Source organism: Polynucleobacter sp. MWH-P3-07-1, from assembly GCF_018687555.1.
Lineage (GTDB): Bacteria > Pseudomonadota > Gammaproteobacteria > Burkholderiales > Burkholderiaceae > Polynucleobacter.
The window spans coordinates 484,534-509,220 of record NZ_CP061296.1; the positions used below are offsets into that span (position 1 = coordinate 484,534).

Below are 24,687 nucleotides of genomic sequence, written 5' to 3' on the forward strand. Positions count from 1 at the left end.
AATGAAACCTGAAAATTCCCCTCAAACCCTGAAACTTCCCAATGATTGGGACGGGGTGCTGGGCGAACTCCCATTTTCGATTGCAGATTTTGGCCAATTACTAGCCTGGGCTGAGCTCGATCTAGACCAACATCTGCGCTTTGAAAAGAGTCTTTTGCTATTGCTGGAAAAAAGTCTAGTTTGGACTAATGGCAAGGAAGCTCTCCAATGGCCCATTACTGCTGAGTGCACTTTGGTCCATGGCGACCATGCTGGGGTAGGGCATCTCAAATTAGAAACTCCCCAACACCTTGAAAAGATTTGGTATTTCACTTTAGCCGTCAATCCGCATGTTCTGCGTTTGCAAGCCAGTTTCAAAAAGATGAATGCAGCGCATCATGTGCATGAAGAACATATTGTCAATGAGTACGACAAACAAATATGCCCCGTTTGTTTAAGTCCAAAACCAGCCAACTCCGATTCATGCCCAACTTGTGATCCTGAAGATGATGCACCACCGTCTACTTGGACCTTATTTAAATTATGGCGCTTTGCTAAACCCTATAAAAACAAACTCCTCTTAGGATTTGTGCTGACGCTATTGTCGACGGGTGCCACTCTAGTGCCACCGTATCTCACGATGCCTTTGATGGATCATATTTTGATCCCTTATGAAAAAGGTCAACCCATTGATTTTCATTTGGCCAGCCTATATTTGCTGGCGCTCTTTGGTGCGGCCCTCTTGGCTTGGGGCTTAGGTTGGTGGAAAACCTATTTGCTGGCCTTGGTCAGCGAACGGATTGGTGCCGATCTCCGCAATACCACTTTCGAGCATTTACTCAAATTGTCCTTAGAGTATTTTGGTGGCAAACGGACTGGCGACTTAATTGCACGGATTGGCGCTGAGACTGATCGTATCTGCGTTTTCTTGTCGCTGTATGCGCTCGATTTTGCAACCGATGTCTTGATGATCACGATGACTGCTGCCATCTTGGTTTCGATTGATCCATTGCTGGCTTTGGTTACTTTAGCGCCCTTGCCTTTCATCGTTTGGATGATTCATGTGGTGCGCGATAGATTGCGCTTTGGTTTTGAGAAGATCGACCGGATTTGGTCTGAGGTGACGAATATTTTGGCAGACACCATCCCGGGTATTCGTGTAGTCAAAGCATTTGCGCAAGAGGATCGTGAACTCAAACGCTTTGTTGACTCGAATAAACACAATCTTCAAATCAATGATCGTGTCAATCGGATTTGGGGGTTATTTTCGCCAACCGTCACTCTGCTCACTGAAACAGGCCTGTTGGTAGTCTGGGGTTTTGGTATCTGGCAAGTTGCCCACCGCCATATCAGTGTGGGCGTCTTAATCGCTTTCTTGGCTTATATCGGCCGCTTTTATATCCGCCTAGATTCAATGAGTCGAATTGTTTCGCATACCCAGAAAGCGGCAGCTGGAGCTAAGCGTATTTTCGATATCTTGGATCACGTCTCGAGTGTTCCAGAGCCAATTAACCCAGCACCGCTTGCAAAGGTTGAGGGCCGCATCAGCCTGAAAGAAGTCGGTTTCCGTTACGGTAATCGCGCAGTGACCAAGGGGATCAACCTAGAAATTGCTCCCGGTGAAATGGTGGGTCTGGTTGGGCATAGTGGCTCAGGCAAAAGCACTCTCGTCAATTTGATTTGCCGTTTCTATGACGTGAGTGCTGGATCGATTGCGCTGGACGGCCGCGATATTCGTAGCATCGGGATTGCAGACTATCGCAAGTGCATTGGCCTAGTGTTACAAGAGCCTTTCTTGTTCTTCGGCACGATTGCCGAAAATATTGCCTACGGCAAACCTGATGCGACTCGTGAGGAAATCATTGAAGCTGCTAGAGCGGCTCATGCCCATGAATTTATTCTCCGTTTACCTCTGGGCTATGACTCCCTGGTAGGTGAACGTGGCCAGTCTTTATCGGGTGGCGAGCGTCAACGAATCTCGATTGCGCGAGCACTGCTCATTAATCCAGCCATTCTGATTTTGGATGAGGCCACCTCTTCGGTTGATACCACTACTGAAAAAGAAATTCAGAAGGCGCTCGATAACTTAGTCAAAGGCCGCACAACGATTGCGATTGCCCATCGTCTCTCTACCTTGCGCAAGGCAGATCGCTTAGTAGTGTTGGATAAAGGTGAGATTGTGGAGATCGGTACTCATGAGTCTTTGATGGATGCACAAGGTAGCTATTACCAACTCTATCAAGCTCAAATTCGTCAGGCTGCGGAGTTAGTGGAGGGTGGCGCCATAGGTGACACTGTTGAGGAAAACAACGATGTCCTCCAAGAAGAGTCTTTGCAAGTGATTGCAAAAAATCTCGGGGCAGGGGTGTGATGATGCATACACAGACGTATCAATTAGAGCGTGATGATCTCGGCAGATTAGTGTTCATAGATCAGTCAGGTAAACGCCATGTGGGAATTTACCCTGTGCGCGCTTTTCCGATTACCGCCATTACGGCAGGAATCAGCCTGATGGATTCCTCTGGTAAGGAGTTGTGCTGGTTTACTGATACTGCATCCATTCCTCAAAACGAACTTGCACTGATTGAAGCGGAATTGGCGACCCGCGAATTTATGCCGGTGATTGAGAAAATTGTGAAGGTCTCTACTTTTGCTACTCCCAGCATCTGGGACATCGAAACTGACCGTGGTCCAACACGCATCCGACTGAAAGGGGAGGAAGATATCCGCCGGATTGCTGGCAATATTCTCTTGATCTCTGATGCTAATGGCTTGCAATTCCTCATCAAGGACTCAACCACCTTGGATAGAGGCAGTAAAAAGCTTTTAGACCGCTTCCGTTAAAATCATCAGTTCAAATCGCCGCTTTAGCTCAGTTGGTAGAGCAGTTCATTCGTAATGAAAAGGTCGCCAGTTCGATTCCGGCAAGCGGCACCACCTAAAATAAGATAAATATTAATTAAATCAAGCACTTAAATGTTTGTGTGCACTCTCTTTTGGGAAATTCCCATGGATTGGCAAGGGAATTTTATTAGGGTTATAATCTAGGTATTAACCCTTAGGAGATTCCAAATGACCCAACTAATCAACATGATTAATCAACTTTTCACAGAAAAGACAGCCGCTGAAAAGCAAGCTCGTCACTATGATTTTGATGGCGCTTATCGCGGCATGTAATTCCTAGTCAAACTAGATTAATTAAAAGCCACCTTCGGGTGGCTTTTTTGTTGCCACTTTCTCGGTTGAGCGATCAAGGGTAATCACTAATCCTGAATTTGGTAATTCTTGATTACTGTCAATACTATCTAGGTTGGATTGATTGAGAATCAATCGAATCTTTTTAATGGCAACTTTAATACGTGAAGCCATTATAAAAATTACAAAATAGTAAAAACATTTTTGGAGGAGACAGTAAGTGACTAAACCTTGGCATAACCGCTGGGCACAGCTTTTTTTCGGCATCATCTGCATGGGCCTTGTCGCTAATTTGCAATACGCCTGGACTTTATTCGTTAACCCCATTCATGTGAAAACGGATTGGGCGCTTTCCGCAATTCAACTTTCATTCTCCATTTTCATTGTGGTTGAAACATGGCTAGTGCCAGTTGAAGGATGGATGGTAGACAAGTTTGGCCCCAAAATTGTGATCATGATTGGCGCAGTTTTTGCTGGCGCTGGTTGGGTCATGGATAGTATGGCAACTTCTTTAGAGATGCTCTATGCCGCTGCAGTGGTTGCAGGTATTGGCGCTGGTTGCGTTTATGGCACCTGCGTTGGTAATGCGCTCAAATGGTTTCCAGATAAGCGCGGTTTAGCTGCTGGTCTTACTGCCGCTGGTTTCGGTGCTGGTGCTGCAATCACTGTTATTCCCATTGGCAATATGATCATTGCTCAGGGATACGAGCAAGCCTTCTTCTTCTTTGGTATCGCTCAAGGTGTATTGATTTTCATCTTGGCTTTATTGATGACTAAGCCTACTCCACCAAAAGGCATTCAGGCTGCGCCACGTGTTGTTACTACTAAAGTAGATTACACCGCGGGTCAGATGATTAAAAAGCCACTGTTCTGGTTGATCTATGTGATCTTTGTGGTGGTTGCAGCTGGTGGATTGATGGCAACAGCCCAAATCGGCCCAATTGCAAAAGACTATGGCTTGGCTACTTTACCAATGATGCTCTTTGGTACAACCTTGCCTTTGCTCACCATGACCTTGTCGATCGACAATCTCTGCAATGGTTTCACACGTCCTCTGTGCGGATTTATCTCTGACAAGATTGGTCGTGAGAACACGATGTTTATCGTGTTCACTGGTGAGGGCTTAGCCATGCTCGGTTTGATGAACTATGGCCATGACCCAGTCCTATTCATGACCTTTGCAGCTCTGATCTTTTTGTTCTGGGGTGAGATTTTCTCCATCTTCCCAGCAATTTGCGCAGATACCTTCGGAGTGAAGAATGCGGCTGGTAATGCCGGCACTCTCTACACCGCCAAGGGAACAGCATCTTTAATCGTGCCGTTTGCTTCAGTACTTTCTGCTGGTGGCAACTGGAACACGGTCTTTATAGCGGGGGCAGTAGTGACTATCACCGCAGCCTTTACTGCCAAGTTCATTTTGGCACCAGCCCGCAAGCGCTTTATTGATGCCGCTAATGCACGTGGAACGCCTTAATTGCTTGATTGAGGGGTAAGTAATCAGCAATCAGGGGCCTACGGGCCCCTGATGCATTTTCGGATAAAATCTTTTCACCATGACATTCCGCAATCGCAAACTTGTTCACTGGATCGCTGCTGCATCGATTCTGATGAGTGCGCTTGCCCCTGCGATTTCTTTGGCGGCAGTCAACGATGTCAACGGATTTGCAATGGAAGTGTGCTCCAGCTCCGGCAGCAAGATGGTACAGATGCCGTCGGATGATTCTGGTAAAGCGGATATCAAAATGCAAGCTTGTCCCTACTGTCTTGCTCATGCCAGTATTACCCCATCATTTGAGAGTCACATCTCCGTTAATGCACCTCAAACTTACGCTGTATTTCCAGCGCTTTTCTATCAATCACCCAAGCCACTCGCGAATTGGGTAAGTCCCCCTTCAGCAGCTCCTCCAGTACAAGCCTAAATTAGTCATTAGGGCATAGCACTTGCTATGCATTGGGTAATTCTTGTTGGAGCAGTAAATGAAATTAAAGAAATTAATATTGGCAATGGCATTTCTTATGCCAGTAGCAGAAGTGTTAGCTTGCGCTAGTTGTGGTTGCAGTCTGAATACCGATATTGGTACTCAGGGAATGGGCATGTCTGGTGGTTGGACTCTAGATGTGCGCTATGACGTACTCAATCAAAACAAGCTTTGGTCTGGGACCAAAAGCATTTCTCAGCAAGCTGTGAACGCTGCCAATCCCAGTGCTGAGGTTGAGAACTTTACTCAGAATAACTATCTAACCGCCTCTCTGGATTACAACGATGGAGAGGCTTGGGGAGTCACCACATCCTTGCCATACATCATGAGAACCCATAGTACTTTTGGCTCTGGTGACGGTTCGCCTGATGGTGCGGCAAATGCAAGTAATCCATCCGGAAATGGTTACCTTTCTCAAGCTTCAGGTTTTGGGGATATGAAAATCATTGGGCGCTACTTTGGGTTTTCTGAAGAAAAAGATTGGGGTTTTCAGTTTGGTGTGAAGCTGCCGACAGGAAGCAATTCCCAAGTCACAACAAATAATGCAGGTCAGACGCAAGCAGTTGATCCAGGACTGCAGCTAGGTACAGGTTCAACCGATTTAATCGGAGGCATTTATAAATTTGGTTTTATCCCCCGGACTGAAAACTGGGGTTACTTTGCCAACCTACAGTATCAAGCAGCGGTTAAGCCGACCAATGTGCCTAGTAGCTTCGCTACGCTTGGTAACCCAAGTTCCGGATCTTATCGGCCAGGCAATGCATTAAATGTAAACATTGGTACTAATTACCAAGGCTTTGAGAAATGGGTGCCCACTGTTCAAATCAATTTCTTAAATAAGAAAGTCGATAGCGGAACTGCCGCGGATACTCTATCAACTGGCGGCACATTGGCATATCTAACACCTGGCGCTTTGTATAACCTAAGTGATAAAACCCAGCTCTATGCAAACGTGCAGCTACCGATTTATCAAAACGTGAACGGCTATCAGTTAGTACCCACCTATATTGCATCAATGGGTGTACGAGTGCGTTTCTAATTATTGGGCGTTTAGTAGTGGGGTAACGAGTTCTTCAAGAAGTTTGGTATCGACAGTAGCATCACCTTTCATACCATTCTTCCTGAGGATGCCATTTTTATCAATAATGAAAGTACTCGGAATACGCCAGATTCGCCCGTAGTCTGAGTAATCCATTTGTTTTTTCTCGGCAAACAGAAAGGAATAATTTCGCGTGATTTGTTTTGCTTGTTCCATATCTGAAGGTTTATCCATTGTGATCGCTAGGACCTCAAATCCTTTGGATTTATTCTTTTTCAGAAAGGCTTCGATAGCGGGCATTTCTTCGCGGCAGGGCTCGCACCAACTTGCCCAAAAATTGACCAAGACCACTTTGCCTTTATTGGCTTGGAGCGAGAAGGGCTTGCCATCAATGAGTGTTCCTTCTATATTGGGTGCGGGCTGGCCGACTTCAATTGCAGCAAGCGCATTTTTCGCTAGAGCAGAAATGAGCAATATAAAAAGAATTTGATAGACGCGTTTCATTTGTATGAGTATTTCATGAAATTCCATTTAAGGAGAAGGTAATGATAAAGAATCAAACAGGCTGGCTATTCAGCATTGCGTTAATGGCTTTGGCTGGGAGCATCCAGGCACAGGAAGCCAAAGTAGGCTCTATCAAGATTGAGAATGCCTATGTTCGTGCTACCGCACCAGGACAACCCGCTGCTGGCGCTTTTATGAAGATTGAAAATAGTGGCACTGCAGATCAATTGGTTTCAGCCAGCTCTCCTGCAGCTGGCGAAGTACAACTGCACCAAATGTCGATGGAAGGTAATGTGATGAAGATGGGACAGGTTAAAGATATCGCTGTCCCAGCTAACGGCTCGGTTGATCTCAAACCCGGCGGCTATCACATCATGCTGATGAATATCAAAGCACCATTGAAGGCGGGTGAAACTGTGCCAGTCAAACTCAAGTTTGCTAAGGCGGGTGAGGTGGAGGTGAAGTTGCCGGTTAATGCAGTTGGCAGTGGCATGAATATGCACTAAGTCATTCAAACCTAGTGATGAAAAAAGCCCCTATTGCTAGGGGCTTTTCTTTTGCTGATCAGGCAATCAACTTAGAGATCTAAATCGAGATCAGTTACCGCACCTTTGCTAGCAGTGCTGGCTAAGCTGGCATATTTCGCCAGCAGGCCACGGGTGTAGCGTGGCTTGGGTTTTTTCCAAGCAGCGCGACGTCTGGCAATTTCTTCTTCACTGACATTGAGCTGAATCAGTAGCTGGTGTGCGTCAATCGTGACTGAATCACCTTCCTCAATCAGAGCAATCGTGCCACCGACGTAAGCCTCAGGAGCAACGTGACCTACGACCATACCCCAGGTGCCACCAGAGAAGCGACCGTCAGTGATGAGGCCCACGGTTTCGCCCAGACCTTGCCCGACAAGAGCGGAGGTGGGAGCAAGCATTTCGCGCATGCCAGGACCACCTTTAGGGCCCTCGTAGCGGATGACAACAACATCACCATCCTTAATCTTCTGCGCCATAATGGCTTTCATCGCATCATCTTCAGAATCAAACACGCGTGCAGGACCAGTAATGGAGGGGTTCTTTAAGCCAGTGATCTTCGCTACGCAACCTTCAGGGGAAATATTTCCTTTTAGGATGGCTAAGTGACCTTGCTTATACATGGGGTTATCTAAAGTACGAATCACTTTTTGATCAGCGCGGGGTACCGAAGGAACATCTTTTAATACTTCTGCAATGGTCTTACCAGTAATCGTCATGCAATCACCATGCAAGAGTCCGCCATCGAGCAAAATCTTCATAACTTGGGGAATGCCACCGGCTTCATGCAAATCGGTAGCCAAATATGTACCAGATGGTTTCATATCGACAATCACTGGTACGCGTTTACGAATTCTTTCAAAGTCATCAATCGACCAATCAATCTCAGCTGCACTGGTGATTGCCAGGTAATGCAGAACGGCATTGGTTGAGCCACCGACTGCCATGATCAAGCTAACCGCATTCTCAATCGATTTTTTGGTGATGATGTCTCGTGGACGCAGATTGTTTTTAATGGCCTCTACCAATACACGCGCAGACTCTGCGGCGCTGACCACCTTCTCTTCATCGACGTTAGACATCGTGGAAGAGTAGGGCAGGCTCATACCCAATGCTTCAAAGGAGGAGCTCATGGTGTTAGCGGTATACATACCACCGCAAGAGCCGCTACCTGGGCAAGCATGCTGCTCTACGCCTTTGAGATCCTCTTCGCTTAAGCGTCCTGATGTAAATTCACCAACGGCCTCGAAAGCAGAAACAATATTGAGTTCCTTGCCTTTGAAATGACCGGGCTTAATCGTTCCGCCATAAACATAAATCGCAGGCACATTGGTACGCGCGATTGCCATCATGCCGCCAGGCATATTTTTATCGCAGCCACCAATGACAACCACGCCATCTTGCCAAAGACCATTTACACAGGTCTCAATGCTATCGGCAATCACTTCGCGCGAGATGAGGGAGTATTTCATACCCTCGGTGCCCATACCAATTCCGTCAGAGACGGTTGGTGTTCCAAATACCTGGGCTTTTGCGCCAGCCTCTTCAAGGGCCATGATGGCAGCGTCTGCCAGTTTTTGGAGGCCGCTATTGCAAGGGGTAATCGTGGAGTGGCCGTTCGCTACGCCTACCATGGGTTTAGAAAAGTCTTTTTCCTGATAACCCATCGCGTAATACATGGAACGGTTCGGAGCACGTGCTACTCCCTCGGTTACGTGGCTTGAGCGTTCGTTAAGACGTTTCATCTGCTAAGTACTCCAAAAGTAATATTTGCTGAATTTGTAAAGGCTCTATTGTGCCGTGATGTGTATAAAGCCTATTATGTTGCACTGCAATATAAAAAGGGGTGGGTCGCATCCTCCCAACGGCTACTTTGAAATGAAACACTTATCGCTTATATTTCAGGGAGTTATCTTTTGATTGCATTTCGAGGAAAAAGAATCTTTAGTGCCCATGTTTAGCAAAGTCCTAGATTGATCTGATTTGATGAATATAACCACAGAATTTTTAGAGCTTGATCAGGCCGCCTTCATTAAGGCGCGGGAAGCGCTTGGCTTAAGTATTCAGGAGTTGGCAGCCAAGGCATGTCTATCTGTGCGGCAAGTTGAGCAAATTGAAAATGGTGGACAAAGTTCTTTCTACAGTTTGAAGATTAAAAATACTGCTGCTAAAAAAATAGCCAATCTCTTAAAGTTGAATGAGGCATTGATTTTTAAAAGCGCCGATATTGCAGGTGATCAAGATTCTCAAATGGAACAGTCAGCTGTTGAGCCTACACCACAAGAAACTATTGAAGCCAGCGAAAAAAGAGAAGCAACTCGCTCTACTCGATACCATAGCTCTCTTTTGCGGCGCGACAAATATACAGCCAGGCTTTAACTAAATGAAAAACGCAGTTGTACCACCGATGATTTGCAAAGAAGCGTTTACTGCTGCAAGGGAGAAGCTTGGTCTGAGTATCAAGGAGTTATCCCAAAAGACTTGCCTATCCGTGCGCCAGATTGAGCAAATTGAAGACGGGGGGCAAAACTCTTTTTATAGTACCAATATTAAATTTACAGCAGCCAAAAAAGTTGCAGAAATTCTGAAGCTCACCCCAGAAGAAGCGTTTGATTTCGGCGATCTGGTCTCTGCTTTACCAGTTACTAAACAGTCCGAGCCTGCAGTTGCAGTGAAGTTGGAGGAAACCCCCGCCCCAACCATAAAAACACCAAAGCTTTCTGACAATCAATCACCCAAAGTGAAACATCGTTTAGCGATGCTTGGCTTAGTTGCGATCGCTGGGTTTGCCTTTGTGAGTTTGCAGTCTAGTTTATTTGGTCTAAATAGCGAGACTACACAAACCCCTGCTCAACAGGTGAAGGCAGAGGTCGCAACCCCTGCTGAATCAGCTTCGCCAGCAGCACCAGAAAAAATGACGGAGACTGTTCCAGCACCTACTACCTCAGCAACTCCGCCCGCAGCTTCATCTGCAGCCCCAAGCACGGCGCTAGCAATTGCTTCTGCAGAATGTCCTGTAGCGGATACCAATGTTGCTAGTTTTAAAACTGATGTGCCCAAGAAATCAGCTGATATGGTTTATCTCGTCGCCAAGACTCCGCAGGTGGTTTGTGTTCTTGATGCTACTGGCAAAAGCCAGCCCAAGCAATTAGAGCCCGGAATTGGGGCTAGTGTTTATGGCAAAGCACCTCTAAAGGTTTTGACTACCGGATTAACACAAGTCGATCTGTATTTTCAGGGTGTGAAAGTTCGCCCTAGCAATCCAATTGCTAACACCGTCATGCTAGAGCCTGCACCACTCAATGTAGTCAAGGGCGAAGCTGATTCAGAGCTGCGTTAAGTAAAGCAACAGTTTTATACTGCCGCTTCACCCGTCTCGCCAGTGCGAATGCGGATAGTGTGATCAATCGGAATCACATAAATCTTGCCATCACCAATTTTGCCGGTATGTGCGGCTTTGGTAATTGCCTCGAGGGTAGCTTCCAATTTATCGCTGGCAACCACCACTTCAATTTTGATCTTGGGTAAAAAATCCACCTGGTACTCTGCACCCCGATAGAGTTCGGTGTGACCTTTTTGACGACCAAAACCTTTGACTTCAGTAGTGGTGATGCCGCTGACGCCGACATCAGCAAGTGCTTCACGAACTTCTTCGAGTTTGAAGGGCTTAATAATGGCAGTAATGAGTTTCATAGATCCTCCGGTGTGATTTCATCATACTCATAAGAGCTGAGATTGCCAATCGTGTTTGACAGTAATAAGTCAGTGCTATTTAGGCTCTAAATTGTGAGGTAATAGGGTAGCGCCAGTCGCGCCCAAATGCACGGGTGGTCACCCGAACCCCTGGCGGCGATTGGCGGCGCTTGTATTCATTAAGCTTGATGAGGCGGGTTACTTTTTCAACGCTTTCTGGATCAAAACCTGCGGCGATGATTTGGGCAATAGATTGGTTTTGCTCCATATAGCGCTCTAGGATCCCATCCAATACTTCATAAGATGGCAGACTATCCTGATCGGTTTGATCAGGACGCAATTCTGCAGAGGGCGCACGAGTCAAAATGCGTTCTGGAATGACTGCCTGAATATGATTGCGATAAGCACATAGACGATAGACCAGAGTCTTGGCAATATCTTTAATCACAGCAAAGCCACCAGCCATATCGCCGTAAAGCGTGCAGTAGCCTACGGCCATTTCACTCTTGTTACCGGTGGTGAGAACAAGCCTACCCGTTTTATTGGAGAGTGCCATCAAGAGAGTGCCGCGGACTCGTGCCTGAATATTTTCTTCGGTTGCATCGGGTTTCATGCCTTTGAATTGGGCAGCAAGTGCATGCTCTAAGGCATCGACGGATCCGCTAATCGGAATTTCATCGTATTGCACGCCCAAGTTCTGAGCAAGCTCACGAGCATCGACCCAGGAGATCTCTGCGGTATAGCGTGAGGGCATCATCACGGCCCGGACTTGATCTGCACCCAAAGCGTCTACTGCAATCGCAAGGACGAGGGCAGAGTCTACGCCGCCTGATAAACCAATGATGGCGCCAGGAAAATGATTCTTGTGAACATAATCTCGTACGCCTAAAACCAGGGCTTGATAGGCTTGTGCTTCGATGCTTAGTGATGGGGTGATCTTGCCTAGCTCTAAATCATGAGCTGCATTCATTTTGACAAAACCTAAACCCGTTTCAAACTGCGGCATGGCCATCACGAGCTCACCCTGAGAGTTAAGTGCAAATGAGCCACCGTCAAAGACCAATTCATCTTGGCCGCCTACTGAGTTCAAATAAATGAGGGGCATGTGGGTCAGCGCAATATGTTGACGCAATACCTTAATCCGTAAAGTTTCCTTATCGAGGTGATAAGGAGAGGCGTTGGCCACCAATAGGATTTGTGCTCCTGCAGCGTGAGCCTGTTGTGCTGGACCAGCATGCCATGCGTCTTCACACAGAATCAGTCCAAAACGAACGCCATCGACTTCAAATACACAAGGCTGATTACCCGGTGTGAAATAACGCACTTCATCAAAGACTTCATGATTGGGTAATTCTTGTTTGGCATAGCATGCTATGACTTTGCCATTACGCAGAACCGATGCCGAGTTTTGTAAGCCCTGCGTAGACTTTTGTGGATGTCCCACAACGACGGTGAGATCAGCAAACTGCGCCAACGATTTTGTAAGCTCTTGCAAAGTCTGCTCACAGGCCTCAATGAAAGCAGGGCGGAGCAATAAATCTTCAGGGGGGTAACCCGTTAGCGAGAGCTCAGGCGTTAGTAATACTGTTGCGCCTTGAGTAAAGGCGTCTTTAGCAGCTTGAAGAATGAGCTCAGTATTCCCCTTCAAATCACCCAAGAGCGGGTTGATTTGGGCGAGGGCGATTGGTCCTGAGCTCACTCCAATGGCAAGTTAGCCTTAGGCTGACTTGTTTTCCTTGTTGTAGCGCTCAATACCTTCAAGAATTTCTTGATGGGCATCAGCAACACCGCCCCAGCCTTGTACCTTGACCCATTTCCCTTTTTCTAAATCTTTATAGTGCTCAAAGAAGTGTTGGATTTGGTTTAAGCGCAGTGGATTGATATCTTCAGGCTTTTGCCAATGGGTATAGATCGGCAGAATCTTATCTTCTGGAACGGCTAATAATTTGGCATCTTGACCGGCCTCATCTTCCATTTTCAGAAGACCAATCGCACGGCAGCTCACGACCACACCAGGAATCAGTGGGAAGGGAGTAATGACGAGAACGTCAACTGGATCTCCGTCACCTGCAATGGTTTTATTGATGTAGCCATAGTTGCATGGATAGTGCATTGCAGTACCCATGAAACGGTCTACAAAAATTGCGCCACTCTCTTTATCGACCTCATATTTAATTGGATCGGCATTCATCGGAATTTCAATAATGACGTTGAAACTCTCAGGGATTTTCTTGCCAGGTTTGACCTTGTCTAAACTCATAAATACTCCAATTAAAGATTAGTAAATACCCTGATCTTATCAAACTAGCAAAGTCATAATTCTGTTAGATACTGATGCAGCTTATTGACTCTGAGCAAAAGCCTTAAAAATCAGGTTCCGATAGGCGCAAGTAACAAAACAAATCAACTTTAGGGAGTTCAAGCATGAGTAATGTCACTTTAGGCTTGTATTTTGCCTTAGCGTGCGGTGTGATAGCCGTGATTTACGGTTTTGTGATGCGCGGCTGGATTTTGCGCCAAAGCACTGGTAATGCCAAGATGGTGGAGATTGCTGAAGCTATTCAACTTGGTGCAGCAGCCTATTTAGCACGTCAATATAAAACCATTGCGATTGTCGGAATTATTCTCACGGCGCTGATTGTCTTCTTCCTTGATATTGCGACTGCCATCGGTTTTGTGGTTGGCGCAGTTCTGTCAGGGGCCTGCGGATTTATTGGTATGAATGTTTCAGTCAAGGCCAATGTCCGGACCGCACAAGCGGCCACTATTGGTATGAATGAAGCGCTCAATGTTGCCTTCAAGGGCGGCGCTATTACCGGTATGTTGGTCGTGGGCCTCGGTTTGCTTGGTGTAGGCCTCTTCTTTATGTTCCTCGTTTCGATTGGAGCAGGTAGAGATCTGAACGCCGTATTGCATCCTCTGATTGGATTAGCCTTCGGTTCTTCTTTGATCTCGATCTTTGCACGTCTAGGCGGCGGCATCTTTACTAAAGGTGCAGACGTTGGCGCTGACTTGGTTGGTAAGGTGGAAGCCGGTATTCCGGAGGATGATCCCCGTAATCCAGCCGTGATTGCGGATAACGTCGGCGATAACGTGGGTGACTGCGCTGGCATGGCGGCTGACTTATTTGAGACCTATGCAGTGACACTCATTGCAACCATGGTACTCGGCGCCTTGATGGTGACTGGCGCTCCGATTGCGGCCATTATTTATCCATTGGTATTAGGCGGAATTTCTATTCTGGCTTCGATCATTGGTTGCTCTTTTGTAAAAGCTTCGCCTGGGATGAAGAATGTCATGCCTGCTTTATATAAAGGCTTGATTATTGCTGGTGTGCTTTCTTTAATTGCCTTCTACTTCGCAACCAACTACATCATGCCGGATGACTCTTTGGGCATTCCTGGTAGTCAGTGGCGTTTGTTTGGCAGCACAGCGGTCGGCTTAGTCTTAACTGCAGCCTTGGTTTGGATTACTGAGTACTACACCGGTACCCAATACAAGCCTGTTCAGCATATTGCTGAAGCCTCTACTAAAGGTCATGGCACCAACATCATCGCTGGTCTTGGTATTTCCATGAAATCTACTGCCTACCCAGTGCTATTTGTATGCGCCGCAATTTTTGCTGCCTACTACCTGGCTGGTATTTATGGCATTGCCGTAGCAGCGACTGCAATGTTATCGATGGCAGGCATCGTGGTTGCACTGGATGCCTATGGTCCGATTACCGATAACGCGGGTGGTATTGCAGAGATGGCAGGCTTGCCACAATCGGTACGCGACATCACCGATCCATTGGATGCGGTTGGTAATACCACTAAAGCAGTGACCAAAGGCTATGCGATTGGATCTGCTGGCTTAGCGGCCTTAGTCCTCTTTGCCGATTACACCCATGCGCTAGAAGCCATTGGTCAACAGGTCTCATTTGATCTTTCCAATCACATGGTGATCATTGGTCTGTTCATTGGCGGCATGATTCCGTACTTGTTTGGCGCGATGGCGATGGAAGCAGTAGGGCGTTGTGCTGGTGCGGTGGTGGAGGAAGTGCGCCGTCAGTTCCGTGATATCCCTGGAATCATGGAGGGCACATCCAAGCCTGAGTACGGCAAAGCAGTTGACATGCTGACCTCTGCAGCCATCAAAGAAATGATCGTGCCATCATTGCTCCCCGTAGTTGCCCCGATTCTGGTGGGCTTGATTCTCGGACCCGCTGCATTAGGTGGGCTCTTGATGGGTACGATTGTGACGGGCCTATTCGTCGCCATCTCCATGTGTACTGGTGGCGGTGCTTGGGATAATGCTAAGAAATATATTGAAGAAGGTCACTTTGGTGGCAAAGGTTCCGAAGCTCACAAAGCTGCGGTGACTGGCGACACGGTTGGTGATCCTTACAAAGATACCGCTGGTCCTGCTGTCAATCCATTAATCAAGATCATCAACATCGTGGCACTGCTCATCGTGCCTTTGTTGCCAATGGTGCATTAATGCAATTCGCTTGACTCACCACTGTGTGAGTGGCAAAAGAAAACGCCTAGCAATGCTAGGCGTTTCTCTTGATAGAATCTGAGTGATTATTCAAGCGTCTCTAGATAGCGCTGCGCATCTAATGCCGCCATACAGCCAGTACCTGCACTGGTAATAGCTTGACGATAAATGTGGTCTTGCACGTCACCTGCAGCAAATACGCCAGGGATATTGGTTGCAGTTGCATTCCCTGTCAAACCTGAGTGGGTCTGGATGTAACCATTATTCATATCCAATTGACCAACAAAGAGTTCGGTATTCGGTTTATGTCCAATCGCAATGAATGCGCCCATCACTGGAATATCTTCAGTGATGCCATCCGCTTTTTTAATTCTGACGCCAGTAACCCCTTTGTCATCGCCCAAGACTTGCTCGAGCGTGGAATTGAGTTTGAGTTCTACTTTGCCCTCAGCAACTTTCGCCATTAAGCGATCATTCAGAATCGGCTCAGCACGGAATTTATCGCGACGATGAATTACGGTGACCTTCTTGGCAATACCAGTGAGATAGAGCGCCTCTTCGACTGCAGTATTGCCGCCACCAACGACGCACACATCTTGATTGCGATAGAAAAAGCCATCACAAGTTGCGCATCCTGATACCCCTTTGCCCATAAATTCTTCTTCGCTGGGTAAGCCAAGATATTGAGCGGAGGCACCGGTACAAATAATCAGGGCGTCGCAGGTATAAGTGCCAGAGTCGCCAACCAGCCGGATGGGTTTCTCGGACAGGGCTGCTGTATGGATATGGTCAAAAATGATCTCGGTATTGAAGTGCTCAGCATGCTTCAAAAAGCGGTCCATCAGCTCTGGGCCCTGGACCCCATTGGGATCGGCTGGCCAGTTCTCGACATCAGTTGTGGTCATCAATTGACCCCCCTGAGCCAGGCCAGTAATGAGGGTAGGCTTGAGATTGGCTCGGGCCGCATAAACCGCTGCGGTATACCCTGCAGGGCCAGATCCGAGAATAAGAACTTTGGAGTGTTTTGGATTATTAGTAGTCATATTCAAATTATAGGTTTGCTTGTTTACAATCGGTAGAACATGGCAAGAACCGCATATCCAAAGCCTCAGAAATCCCTACCCCCAGATAATGTCGGGCCAGGCCGGATGCCCCGCCTCCTGATGGAGGTCCGCTGGTTCATTTCCCTGGGCTTGTGCCTGGGTTTATTGGCCATTTTGATCACCTATTCCAAGGCAGACCCCGCTTGGTCACACGCCAGTTTTGAAACCCCCCGCAATCTGGGAGGCCGCTTTGGTGCCTATATTGCCGATTTAATGCTTTATATCTTTGGTATCTCCGCCTATTGGTGGGTGGTTCTATTTGGTCGGCGCGTCCTAAATGGCTGGAAAGAGCTCTGGAGCATTCCTCTGCCGTCAGATCCAAATGCTAAACCGGATTCGATCCTGATGCGCTGGTTGGGCTTTGGCATCACATTAGTGAGCAGTATGGGCTTGGAATCCATTCGCTTGCATTCGTTGTCCTGGCAGTTGCCAAGACCCCCTGGCGGGATCTTGGGTGAGCTGATTGGTGATCCCTTACAAATGGCGCTGGGCTTTACTGGCGCAACCCTGATTTTGTTGTTTGGACTCTTTGCAGGACTCTCTTTGTTCTTGCATTTCTCATGGTTGGATGTTGCAGAAAAAGTCGGTCGTTTTGCCGAGCTCAGTTACCACCGGATTCGTGAGCGACGCCAAACTCAGGAAGATCGTAAATTGGGTGAAGCTGCTGCTGAAGAGCGCGAAGAATTCGTAGAGGAATTTCGTGGCCGTGTAGTTGAGGCTGCACCCGTCCAGATTGTGCGAGCACCAGTTGAGATTCCCAAAAGCTCCCGGGTGGAGCGTGAGAAACAGCAACCACTCTTTGTGGATATTCCAGATTCAGAGTTGCCACCCTTGGCATTGCTTGATCCTGTTCCTGAGGCAAAAGAAACCATCTCTGCTGATGTGCTGGAATTTACTTCCCGTTTGATCGAGCGCAAGCTGGCAGAATTTAATGTCGAGGTGAAAGTCATTGCTGCTTACCCCGGCCCGGTAGTCACTCGTTACGAGATTGATCCGGGGGTGGGCGTGAAGGGTAGTCAGATCGTCAACCTCTCGCGTGACTTAGCCCGTTCACTCGGCGTAGTGAGTATGCGGGTTGTCGAAACCATTCCAGGTAAAACCTGCATGGCTTTGGAATTACCTAATCCAACACGTCAATCGGTTTACCTGTCTGAGATTCTGACTTCGCAGGTTTATAACGATAACCACTCTTTACTCACCTTGGCTCTCGGTAAAGACATCTCGGGCAGCCCGATGGTGGCTGACCTAGCTAAGATGCCGCACTGTTTGGTAGCCGGTACCACCGGTGCTGGTAAGTCAGTGGGTATCAATGCCATGATTCTGTCCTTGCTCTTCAAGGCAAAGCCTGACGAAGTACGCTTGATCATGATTGATCCCAAGATGTTGGAGATGGCGATGTACGACAAGATTCCACATCTGCTATGCCCAGTAGTCACAGATATGAAACATGCCTACAACGCACTCAATTGGGCGGTGGTGGAGATGGATCGTCGTTACAAACTCATGAGTAAGTTTGGTGTGCGTAATCTCGCAGGCTTTAATAAGAAGATTTCTGAAGCCGAGGAGAAAGGTGAGAAGCTCACTAATCCATTTAGCTTGACCCCAGAAGATCCAGAGCCCATCTATAAAGCACCAGTCATTGTGATTGTGATCGATGAGTTGGCAGACCTCATGATGGTCTCCGGCAAAAAGATTGAAGAATTGATTGCGCGGATTGCTCAAAAGGCGCGTGCGGCAGGTATTCACTTGGTATTAGCAACACAACGTCCTAGCGTCGACGTGATTACGGGCTTGATTAAAGCCAACGTACCAACGCGAATTTCCTATCAAGTGAGCAGCAAGATTGATAGTCGAACCATTTTGGATCAGCAGGGCGCTGAAGCTCTCTTAGGTATGGGCGATATGCTGTATATGGCTCCAGGTACCGGTTTGCCGATTCGGGTCCATGGTGCTTTTGTGTCGGATGATGAAGTGCATCGTGTCGTAGAGTGGCTCAAGGAGAAGGGCGAGCCTAACTATATCGAGGGTGTTCTCGAAGGCGCTGATGAATCTAATATGGATGTCCTTGGCGGTGGCGGTGGTGGAGAAGCCGATCCTTTGTACGACCAAGCCGTTGCTATCGTTCTAGAAAACAAACGTGCTTCGATCTCATTAGTACAACGCCATTTACGCATTGGATACAACCGCGCTGCTCGCCTGCTTGAGGATATGGAAAAAGCCGGCTTGGTATCGAAGATGAGCGGTAGCGGTAACCGTGAAATCCTGATGCGCGCTCCCGAGTAAAGAGATCCCTTGTTCAAAATCATTTCAGCAGTATTTCTTGCGGCAGTATGCGCCTCTGCTAATGTGTATGCAGATGATTCCGCTGCAGATCAACTCCGTCAATTTGTGCGCAACTCCAAAACTGCTGAAGGGGATTTTGTGCAGCAACAACTCCGCACGCCTCGTGGTGATGAGCCCAAAGATAAAGGGTTAAAAGTGGTGCGCCAAACCCAAGGTCATTTTGTATTTCAGCGTCCCGGGCGTTTTATTTGGGATACACAAAAACCCTATGAGCAAAAACTAATTGCTGATGGCAAACAACTTATTTTGTGGGATAAAGATTTAAACCAAGCTACCTTCAGACCGAGCGGTCAGGCACTAGCAACGACTCCAGCAGCTATTCTGTTTGGCGAAACTTCCCTCGATCAACACTTTGATTTAGTCGAAGGGCAAGAACGCCTCGGCATGAAATGGGTCGACCTGCAACCCAAGAAAGATCCCAATACCAAAGGTGGTGACTTGCCGTATACGAAGATTTCTATTGGCATGGTCGATGGTTTGCCAAAGGCGCTAGAGCTGACCGATGGCTTGGGTAGCTTGGTTTTAGTGACCCTGAGCCAAATTCAGCTCAATATCAATATTGCCCCCAGTCGCTTTGTGTTTAAGCCACCCCAAGGCGCTGAGGTCTTGCGCTTAAACTAGAGCCTGATGAGGCTATCAAGACTAATAAGATAAATTCAGTATTTAAAGATCGTAAAAAATGATTGATCCCCAATTACTTCGTAAAGATATTGCTTCGGTAGAGGCGCGCTTACTAGCGCGTAAATTTAAGCTCGATGTTGAGAAATTCAACACCCTAGAAACAGAGCGCAAGTCTTTGCAAACCCGTACCGAAGAATTACAAGCCAAACGCAATCAATTGGCAAAAGCCATTGGTATGAAAAAAGGCAAGGGCGAAGATGCTAGTGCGGAGTTGGCAGAAGCTGGCCAAGTCAATACTGACATGGAAGCAGGCGCTAGCCGCTTAGCTATTCTGCAAGCTGAAATTGCGGACTTCCTCATGGGTATTCCGAACTTACCCGATGAGAGTGTTCCAGCTGGCAAGGACGAAACTGAGAACCAAGAAGTCAAACGTTGGGGACAAGAACCTATTTTTGATTTTGAGATTAAAGACCACGTGGATCTCGGCGCACCTTTAGGTTTGGACTTTGAAGTCGCAGCCAAAATTAGCGGCTCTCGCTTCGCAGTGCTGAAGGGGCCGATTGCGCGATTGCATCGCGCCTTAGCGCAGTTCATGCTCGATACCCATACCTCTCAGCATGGCTACCAAGAGATCTATACACCCTATATGGTCAATGCTGCATCGATGCGTGGTACTGGTCAGTTACCGAAGTTCGAAGAAGATCTCTTCAAAGTTCCCAGAAAAATGGGCGGTGCCCAATCAGCAGAAGGTGGCGAAGAAGAGCGCATTGAAAACTTTTATCTCATTCCGACAGCTGAAGTGCCCGTCACCAATTTAGTCCGCGATGAAATCGTCAATGCTGATCACTTGCCAATGAAGTATGTTGCCCATACCCCATGCTTTAGATCTGAAGCTGGAAGCTATGGTCGAGATGTGCGCGGTATGATTCGGCAACATCAGTTTGACAAAGTGGAGTTGGTGCAAATTGCAAAACCCCAAGATTCAATGCAAGCGCTTGAAGAGCTCACAGGTCATGCCGAGAAAATCCTGGAACTGCTGGAGTTGCCCTACAGAAAAGTATTGCTCTGCACTGGTGATATGGGATTCGGTAGTACGAAGACTTACGATCTGGAAGTATGGGTCCCTTCACAAGGTGCTTATCGAGAAATTAGCTCATGCTCCAATATGGGCGACTTTCAAGCAAGACGTATGCAAGCCCGATTTAAAGATGGTCAAGCAAAACCCGAACTAGTGCACACCCTAAACGGCTCTGGCTTGGCAGTGGGTAGAGCATTAGTGGCTTTGCTCGAGAACAAACAGCAAGTGGATGGCAGTATCGCCATTCCTAAGGCATTGCAGCCGTATTTAGGTAATCAGGCCATTCTGAAGCCAATCTTCTAGAGAATCCCCCAAAAGCTATAATTGCCTTTCGGTTCGGAGAGGTGGCAGAGTGGTCGAATGTACCTGACTCGAAATCAGGCGTAGGGTCAAACCTACCGAGGGTTCGAATCCCTCCCTCTCCGCCAACCAATTGACCCCCTTATTACTTCTAGCTTTTGATAGCAGATAACCCCAAATCCTACTAAAATAGTTTAAAGAGCAGTGTCTGCTTAATTATCCCATTTGGCTGTCATTCTCCAACAACAGCATTTGCTAGCGCTTTGTGAAAAGACGTACTGCATTAGACATATTTAGTCAGCTTCAAAAGTTTTGTACTCAGAATTTATCGTGCTTAAGAAAACTGCACGGCAATCGTGCCTCTTCCTTATTTCTCTTCTTGCCTTAGATGTCGCAATGGCAGGTGGGTCAAATATTGCCCCGAATACCCTGCCAACTGGTGGACAAGTTGCCGCAGGGAGTGCAACGATTGCAAGTACAAGCACTCCACAATCTGCTGTCATGAATGTCAATCAGACCTCACAACGCGCAGTGATTAATTGGAACTCCTTTAACGTGGGTTCTAACGCTACCGTTAACTTTAATCAACCCAATGCACAGGCAGTTATTCTCAATCGAGTCACGAGTGGATCTGCATCAGTCATCAATGGCGCTATTAATGCCAATGGTCAAGTTATCTTAATAAACAGTAGTGGAGTGACATTTGGTAGAGGCGCGGAAGTTAATGCGCCTGGCGTTGTTGCCTCTACTCTAAACCTGGCTGATAAAGAATTCATGGCCGGCAACAACACCTATTTCGGTGACGGTACTGGCAAGATTGTGAACAAAGGTACGATTACCTCTACTGCAGAGGGCGGCTATATCGCGCTCTTGGCTCCAGAGGTGCGTAACCAAGGCTTCTTGATTGCACAAAAAGATTCAACAGTAGCCATTGGTGCCGGTAAACAAATTACTCTGAACTTTCAGGGGCAAGCACTAATCTCACTGAGGGTCGATCAAGGCATTTATAACGCCATGATTCAGAATAAGCATGCGATCGAGGCACCCAGTGGTCTGGTCATTATGGCTGCAGGAGATGCCAATCAACTGATGGCTAGCGTGATTAATAACACTGGCACGATTTCTGCATCGAGTATTGTCAAAAATGGTGGTGTGATTGAGATTGTTGCTGCTACGCTGAATCAAGCAGGCAATATCTCCAGCAATGGTGCGGGTGCTAATAGCACTGGTGGTCAAATCAATTTGGTTGGTAACAACATTACTTTGGCAAGCAACTCCACGACTAGTGCCACTGGAGTGAGGGGCGGTGGCCAAGTCAATATTGGCTTAGGTAATACCGCTGTGACAGGTGGTAGCCAAGTGAACGTTGCTAGCCCTAGCGCTTTAAGTATTGCCCAAGCCCAAGCGGTCTCAGCAAACAATGCTGCGCTGGCAAGCCAGAACAATACGATGGCGCAGACAGTCACCATTCAGAGTGGTGCAGTAGTCAATACCTCTGCAACGCAAGCCGGTAATGGCGGCATCATTTCGATTTGGTCGCAAGTCAAGACCTCCGTTGCAGGTATCTTGCAAGCCATGGGTGGTGCTTTATCTGGTAACGGTGGATTTATTGAAACCAGCTCAAAAGGCGCAGTAGATTTTGCAAGTACTGTACAAATGAATACCAGCGCCCCTAATGGTAAAGCTGGAACGTGGCTGCTTGATCCTACCGATATTTTCATTAATACCCTAGGTGCAGGTACTATCGGGGCTGCTTTAGCTAACAACAACGTTGTGGTTGATGTGAATAGCTCAACAGTCTGCGGCCAAGGGTATGGCGCATGTTCAGGTAGTACAGGTAATCTCACTGTAGGTGCGGATATTATTAAGCTAGGTCAAAACTTGACTACCCTGACATTAACATCCACGGGAATCTTTAACCTAAACGCAAACATTAGTGGACAGAATTTAAATGTAATCATTAATAGCTCTATTGCTTATTTAAATTCTGGATTTAGCATTTCTGCTACTCAGGTTACAGTGCAAGCTGTCACCTCGATTACTGCTTCAGGATCTATTCTGACGACGAGTCAATCTGGTTCGTCACTTCTAAGCCTGATCTCTCTGATGGCTCAAGCAATCTATATTAACGGCACCTTGTCAGCGACCAGCGTTAACTCATCTGGCGGCTCAATTACTTTGAACGCTAATCAAATTACGATTAATAATGGCGGCGTAGTTTCTGCAGACGGTACTGCAACAGGTGGTGCCGTCGGAGCAATTTATATTACTAGCACTGGCTCGTTCGTTGATCAGGGAGTTATCGAAACTAATGGTGTCAATACTGGGGGCGCAATTAATATCACGTCTGCGAGCGACAGTAGCTTTACAAATGCTTCTTTAAAGGCTAATGGTTCTAATGGAATGGGGGGCTCAATATCCGTTACATCCAGTAACGGTAGTATCACTATTCAAAACACGGGTTTACTCGCCATTGGCGCTAACGGAATTGGGGGTAATGTAACCTTGGATGCCTATGGCAACATCACTTCAAACACGGGTACGTTCATAACTGATGGTGTCAGCTTAGGCGGTAGTGTTAACTTGCATGCCCGCACTGGGCTCCTCTGGTTAACAAACTCTGTATTACAGGCTCAAAGTGCGAATAATTCCGCAGGAAGTGGCGGCGGTCACATTAATATTATTGCGGATAGTGGGAATATTCAATTTCATACCTCTGATCTATTGGCTCACGGATACTTGGGTTCGGGAAGCATTTCAATCAACACTCTTACATCAGCTGGTGTATTAACAAATGCTGATTACTTTGGTATTGATGCTTCATCAATTATTGATGCAACTCAGTATGTTGCTGGCAGAGCAAGTCAAGTGACGGGTACCTTAGCTACTCAAGCATCCGCTTATCTCCCTCCAATAACAACTTTAGTTAGCCAAGGTTTGCAGCAGAATCTACCTAACCCAATGACATTAAGCGTGGTTTCATTGAATCCTATGGGACCTCAAGGTCCTCAAGGATCTCAATCAGATCCAACCTCGAACCCTGCAAACAGCTTGATCAGTTTGTTGTTTGGCCCACCCCCTGGGGCTAATGGCCCCGGCACAACACTTGGTCCTCTTGGCCCCAATCTTGGTTTTGCACCGCCTCCAGCCGCTCCTGCGCCAAGCCCGCCCGGCGGCGAGCCTACTTCAATGGCTGGCGGCCCTCCTGGAGCTAGCGGTTCCCAGGGCTCTGCCCCACCACCTCCTGGCTCAACAGTAGTCGCTGCAAATGGGCAGGCTGTGAATGGGCAGCCTGTGAATGGCCAAACCCCTAACGGTCGTCCTCTAGCACCCAATGGACAAAGCAATAGCCAAAACGGACCTAACCCAAATGGATCCAATCCACCACCTCAGGGTCAGCCCAATGCCAATAGCCAAAACGGGGGCAAAGATCAGCAGGGCGCTCCGAAACCAGCCTACGCGGGTAAATATGCCAATGGTCTACCAAGCAGCAATCAAGCCCCTACCAACAAGCCAGCTCCAGCTCAGGTCAATGCTTATCAGGGCAAATATGCTGCTCGGGTCCAGACTGCCACTAAAAATCCAGGATTTCCGGTCAATGCAGCCAATGACCCTCTTGGCGGCATCATGGGTAACGCAGGACCTGCTTTAGCGGTAGTAGGATTGCCCACCTCTGCGTCTGATGGTCTATCCGCGTCCTATGACAGCGTGCCATCTACAACAAATTCAGGGATCAACCACGTAGGCCAATCCCATCTTTCGAATGCTTATAAGGAAAGTCTGGAGTCCACGAACCTTACCGCCACAATGAATATACTGATTGGACTGTAAGATACAGATCTAGTAG

At 47.5% G+C, this 24,687-nt stretch carries 20 protein-coding genes and 2 tRNA genes; 15 read left to right on the top strand and 7 right to left on the bottom strand.

Going from position 1 to position 24,687, the window contains the following annotated elements; genetic code table 11:
• The first annotated feature begins 1 nt into the window (after window position 1).
• The 3 genes from ICU98_RS02600 (at window position 2) to ICU98_RS02610 (ending at window position 2,916) form a co-directional block, all read left to right on the top strand.
• Window positions 2-2,350 (top strand): ABC transporter ATP-binding protein, encoded by a 2,349-nt coding sequence (locus tag ICU98_RS02600; protein WP_215352620.1) that lies wholly within the window; start codon window positions 2-4, stop codon window positions 2,348-2,350.
• A gap of 2 nt (window positions 2,351-2,352) precedes the next feature.
• Complete coding sequence (locus ICU98_RS02605; protein WP_215353053.1) at window positions 2,353-2,823, top strand: DUF1854 domain-containing protein; 471 nt, start codon at window positions 2,353-2,355, stop codon at window positions 2,821-2,823.
• 17 nt (window positions 2,824-2,840) lie between these two features.
• A tRNA-Thr gene (locus ICU98_RS02610) sits at window positions 2,841-2,916 on the top strand.
• Between the two features lie 261 nt (window positions 2,917-3,177).
• Here the strand turns inward: ICU98_RS02610 and ICU98_RS02615 are convergent.
• The gene (locus tag ICU98_RS02615) at window positions 3,178-3,348 is read right to left on the bottom strand and encodes a hypothetical protein (RefSeq protein WP_215352621.1); all 171 of its coding nucleotides are present in this window, start codon (window positions 3,346-3,348) and stop codon (window positions 3,178-3,180) included.
• A gap of 100 nt (window positions 3,349-3,448) precedes the next feature.
• Between ICU98_RS02615 and oxlT the strand changes: the two genes are divergently transcribed.
• The 3 genes from oxlT to ICU98_RS02630 all read left to right on the top strand — a co-directional run bounded on the left by oxlT (window position 3,449) and on the right by ICU98_RS02630 (window position 6,192).
• Window positions 3,449-4,648: an oxalate/formate MFS antiporter gene (oxlT, locus tag ICU98_RS02620; protein WP_251365403.1), complete on the top strand. Its 1,200-nt coding sequence runs from the start codon at window positions 3,449-3,451 to the stop codon at window positions 4,646-4,648.
• 79 nt (window positions 4,649-4,727) lie between these two features.
• On the top strand, window positions 4,728-5,093 hold the full coding sequence (locus tag ICU98_RS02625) for a DUF2946 domain-containing protein (protein ID WP_215352622.1): 366 nt from the start codon (window positions 4,728-4,730) through the stop codon (window positions 5,091-5,093).
• 58 nt (window positions 5,094-5,151) lie between these two features.
• Window positions 5,152-6,192 carry a TonB-dependent receptor gene (locus tag ICU98_RS02630; protein WP_215352623.1) on the top strand — a complete coding sequence of 347 codons (1,041 nt, stop codon included), beginning with the start codon at window positions 5,152-5,154 and terminating at the stop codon, window positions 6,190-6,192.
• On the opposite strand, the gene ICU98_RS02635 is transcribed toward ICU98_RS02630, so the two are convergent.
• The gene (locus tag ICU98_RS02635) at window positions 6,193-6,696 is read right to left on the bottom strand and encodes a peroxiredoxin (protein WP_215352624.1); all 504 of its coding nucleotides are present in this window, start codon (window positions 6,694-6,696) and stop codon (window positions 6,193-6,195) included.
• Between the two features lie 41 nt (window positions 6,697-6,737).
• Between ICU98_RS02635 and ICU98_RS02640 the strand changes: the two genes are divergently transcribed.
• On the top strand, window positions 6,738-7,202 hold the full coding sequence (locus ICU98_RS02640) for a copper chaperone PCu(A)C (protein WP_215352625.1): 465 nt from the start codon (window positions 6,738-6,740) through the stop codon (window positions 7,200-7,202).
• Between the two features lie 71 nt (window positions 7,203-7,273).
• Here ICU98_RS02640 and ilvD read toward each other — a convergent pair whose 3' ends face one another.
• A complete protein-coding gene (ilvD, locus tag ICU98_RS02645) occupies window positions 7,274-8,965 on the bottom strand; it encodes a dihydroxy-acid dehydratase (RefSeq protein WP_215352626.1) in 1,692 nt (563 codons plus the stop codon).
• A gap of 241 nt (window positions 8,966-9,206) precedes the next feature.
• Between ilvD and ICU98_RS02650 the strand changes: the two genes are divergently transcribed.
• Complete coding sequence (locus ICU98_RS02650) at window positions 9,207-9,599, top strand: RodZ family helix-turn-helix domain-containing protein (RefSeq protein WP_215352628.1); 393 nt, start codon at window positions 9,207-9,209, stop codon at window positions 9,597-9,599.
• A gap of 4 nt (window positions 9,600-9,603) precedes the next feature.
• Entirely contained in the window at window positions 9,604-10,560 is a 957-nt protein-coding gene (locus ICU98_RS02655; protein WP_215352630.1) for a RodZ family helix-turn-helix domain-containing protein, read from the top strand.
• Between the two features lie 14 nt (window positions 10,561-10,574).
• Here the strand turns inward: ICU98_RS02655 and ICU98_RS02660 are convergent, their stop codons facing one another.
• From ICU98_RS02660 to ppa, 3 genes are all read right to left on the bottom strand, one after another.
• Complete coding sequence (locus ICU98_RS02660; RefSeq protein ID WP_215352631.1) at window positions 10,575-10,913, bottom strand: P-II family nitrogen regulator; 339 nt, start codon at window positions 10,911-10,913, stop codon at window positions 10,575-10,577.
• A gap of 79 nt (window positions 10,914-10,992) precedes the next feature.
• Entirely contained in the window at window positions 10,993-12,612 is a 1,620-nt protein-coding gene (locus ICU98_RS02665) for an NAD+ synthase (protein WP_215352633.1), read from the bottom strand.
• Window positions 12,613-12,630: 18 nt separating this feature from the next.
• Window positions 12,631-13,173 (bottom strand): inorganic diphosphatase, encoded by a 543-nt coding sequence (gene ppa / locus ICU98_RS02670; protein ID WP_215352634.1) that lies wholly within the window; start codon window positions 13,171-13,173, stop codon window positions 12,631-12,633.
• A gap of 164 nt (window positions 13,174-13,337) precedes the next feature.
• Between ppa and ICU98_RS02675 the strand changes: the two genes are divergently transcribed.
• Entirely contained in the window at window positions 13,338-15,395 is a 2,058-nt protein-coding gene (locus ICU98_RS02675; RefSeq protein WP_215335368.1) for a sodium-translocating pyrophosphatase, read from the top strand.
• An 86-nt stretch (window positions 15,396-15,481) separates the two neighbouring features.
• On the opposite strand, the gene trxB is transcribed toward ICU98_RS02675, so the two are convergent.
• Window positions 15,482-16,438 (bottom strand): thioredoxin-disulfide reductase, encoded by a 957-nt coding sequence (trxB, locus tag ICU98_RS02680; RefSeq protein WP_215352635.1) that lies wholly within the window; start codon window positions 16,436-16,438, stop codon window positions 15,482-15,484.
• Window positions 16,439-16,477: 39 nt separating this feature from the next.
• Between trxB and ICU98_RS02685 the strand changes: the two genes are divergently transcribed.
• From ICU98_RS02685 to ICU98_RS02705, 5 genes are all read left to right on the top strand, one after another.
• Complete coding sequence (locus ICU98_RS02685; RefSeq protein ID WP_215352636.1) at window positions 16,478-18,781, top strand: DNA translocase FtsK; 2,304 nt, start codon at window positions 16,478-16,480, stop codon at window positions 18,779-18,781.
• A 9-nt stretch (window positions 18,782-18,790) separates the two neighbouring features.
• Window positions 18,791-19,462 carry an outer membrane lipoprotein carrier protein LolA gene (locus ICU98_RS02690; RefSeq protein WP_215352637.1) on the top strand — a complete coding sequence of 224 codons (672 nt, stop codon included), beginning with the start codon at window positions 18,791-18,793 and terminating at the stop codon, window positions 19,460-19,462.
• Between the two features lie 58 nt (window positions 19,463-19,520).
• A complete protein-coding gene (serS, locus tag ICU98_RS02695; protein WP_215352638.1) occupies window positions 19,521-20,843 on the top strand; it encodes a serine--tRNA ligase in 1,323 nt (440 codons plus the stop codon).
• Window positions 20,844-20,878: 35 nt separating this feature from the next.
• Window positions 20,879-20,968, top strand: a tRNA-Ser gene (locus ICU98_RS02700).
• A gap of 268 nt (window positions 20,969-21,236) precedes the next feature.
• Window positions 21,237-24,671, top strand: a complete 3,435-nt coding sequence (locus tag ICU98_RS02705) for an S-layer family protein (RefSeq protein WP_215352639.1) — start codon at window positions 21,237-21,239, stop codon at window positions 24,669-24,671.
• The last annotated feature ends 16 nt before the right edge of the window (window positions 24,672-24,687 follow it).

What these genes read in the sequence shown, in the direction of transcription:
- ICU98_RS02600 (WP_215352620.1), top strand. Translation starts at nt 2, where the DNA reads ATGAAACCTGAAAATTCCCCTCAAACCCTGAAACTTCCCAATGATTGG.
- ICU98_RS02605 (WP_215353053.1), top strand. Translation starts at nt 2,353, where the DNA reads ATGCATACACAGACGTATCAATTAGAGCGTGATGATCTCGGCAGATTA.
- ICU98_RS02615 (WP_215352621.1), bottom strand. Translation starts at nt 3,348, where the DNA reads ATGGCTTCACGTATTAAAGTTGCCATTAAAAAGATTCGATTGATTCTC.
- oxlT (WP_251365403.1), top strand. Translation starts at nt 3,449, where the DNA reads ATGGGCCTTGTCGCTAATTTGCAATACGCCTGGACTTTATTCGTTAAC.
- ICU98_RS02625 (WP_215352622.1), top strand. Translation starts at nt 4,728, where the DNA reads ATGACATTCCGCAATCGCAAACTTGTTCACTGGATCGCTGCTGCATCG.
- ICU98_RS02630 (WP_215352623.1), top strand. Translation starts at nt 5,152, where the DNA reads ATGAAATTAAAGAAATTAATATTGGCAATGGCATTTCTTATGCCAGTA.
- ICU98_RS02635 (WP_215352624.1), bottom strand. Translation starts at nt 6,696, where the DNA reads ATGAAACGCGTCTATCAAATTCTTTTTATATTGCTCATTTCTGCTCTA.
- ICU98_RS02640 (WP_215352625.1), top strand. Translation starts at nt 6,738, where the DNA reads ATGATAAAGAATCAAACAGGCTGGCTATTCAGCATTGCGTTAATGGCT.
- ilvD (WP_215352626.1), bottom strand. Translation starts at nt 8,965, where the DNA reads ATGAAACGTCTTAACGAACGCTCAAGCCACGTAACCGAGGGAGTAGCA.
- ICU98_RS02650 (WP_215352628.1), top strand. Translation starts at nt 9,207, where the DNA reads ATGAATATAACCACAGAATTTTTAGAGCTTGATCAGGCCGCCTTCATT.
- ICU98_RS02655 (WP_215352630.1), top strand. Translation starts at nt 9,604, where the DNA reads ATGAAAAACGCAGTTGTACCACCGATGATTTGCAAAGAAGCGTTTACT.
- ICU98_RS02660 (WP_215352631.1), bottom strand. Translation starts at nt 10,913, where the DNA reads ATGAAACTCATTACTGCCATTATTAAGCCCTTCAAACTCGAAGAAGTT.
- ppa (WP_215352634.1), bottom strand. Translation starts at nt 13,173, where the DNA reads ATGAGTTTAGACAAGGTCAAACCTGGCAAGAAAATCCCTGAGAGTTTC.
- ICU98_RS02675 (WP_215335368.1), top strand. Translation starts at nt 13,338, where the DNA reads ATGAGTAATGTCACTTTAGGCTTGTATTTTGCCTTAGCGTGCGGTGTG.
- trxB (WP_215352635.1), bottom strand. Translation starts at nt 16,438, where the DNA reads ATGACTACTAATAATCCAAAACACTCCAAAGTTCTTATTCTCGGATCT.
- ICU98_RS02685 (WP_215352636.1), top strand. Translation starts at nt 16,478, where the DNA reads ATGGCAAGAACCGCATATCCAAAGCCTCAGAAATCCCTACCCCCAGAT.
- serS (WP_215352638.1), top strand. Translation starts at nt 19,521, where the DNA reads ATGATTGATCCCCAATTACTTCGTAAAGATATTGCTTCGGTAGAGGCG.
- ICU98_RS02705 (WP_215352639.1), top strand. Translation starts at nt 21,237, where the DNA reads ATGGCAGGTGGGTCAAATATTGCCCCGAATACCCTGCCAACTGGTGGA.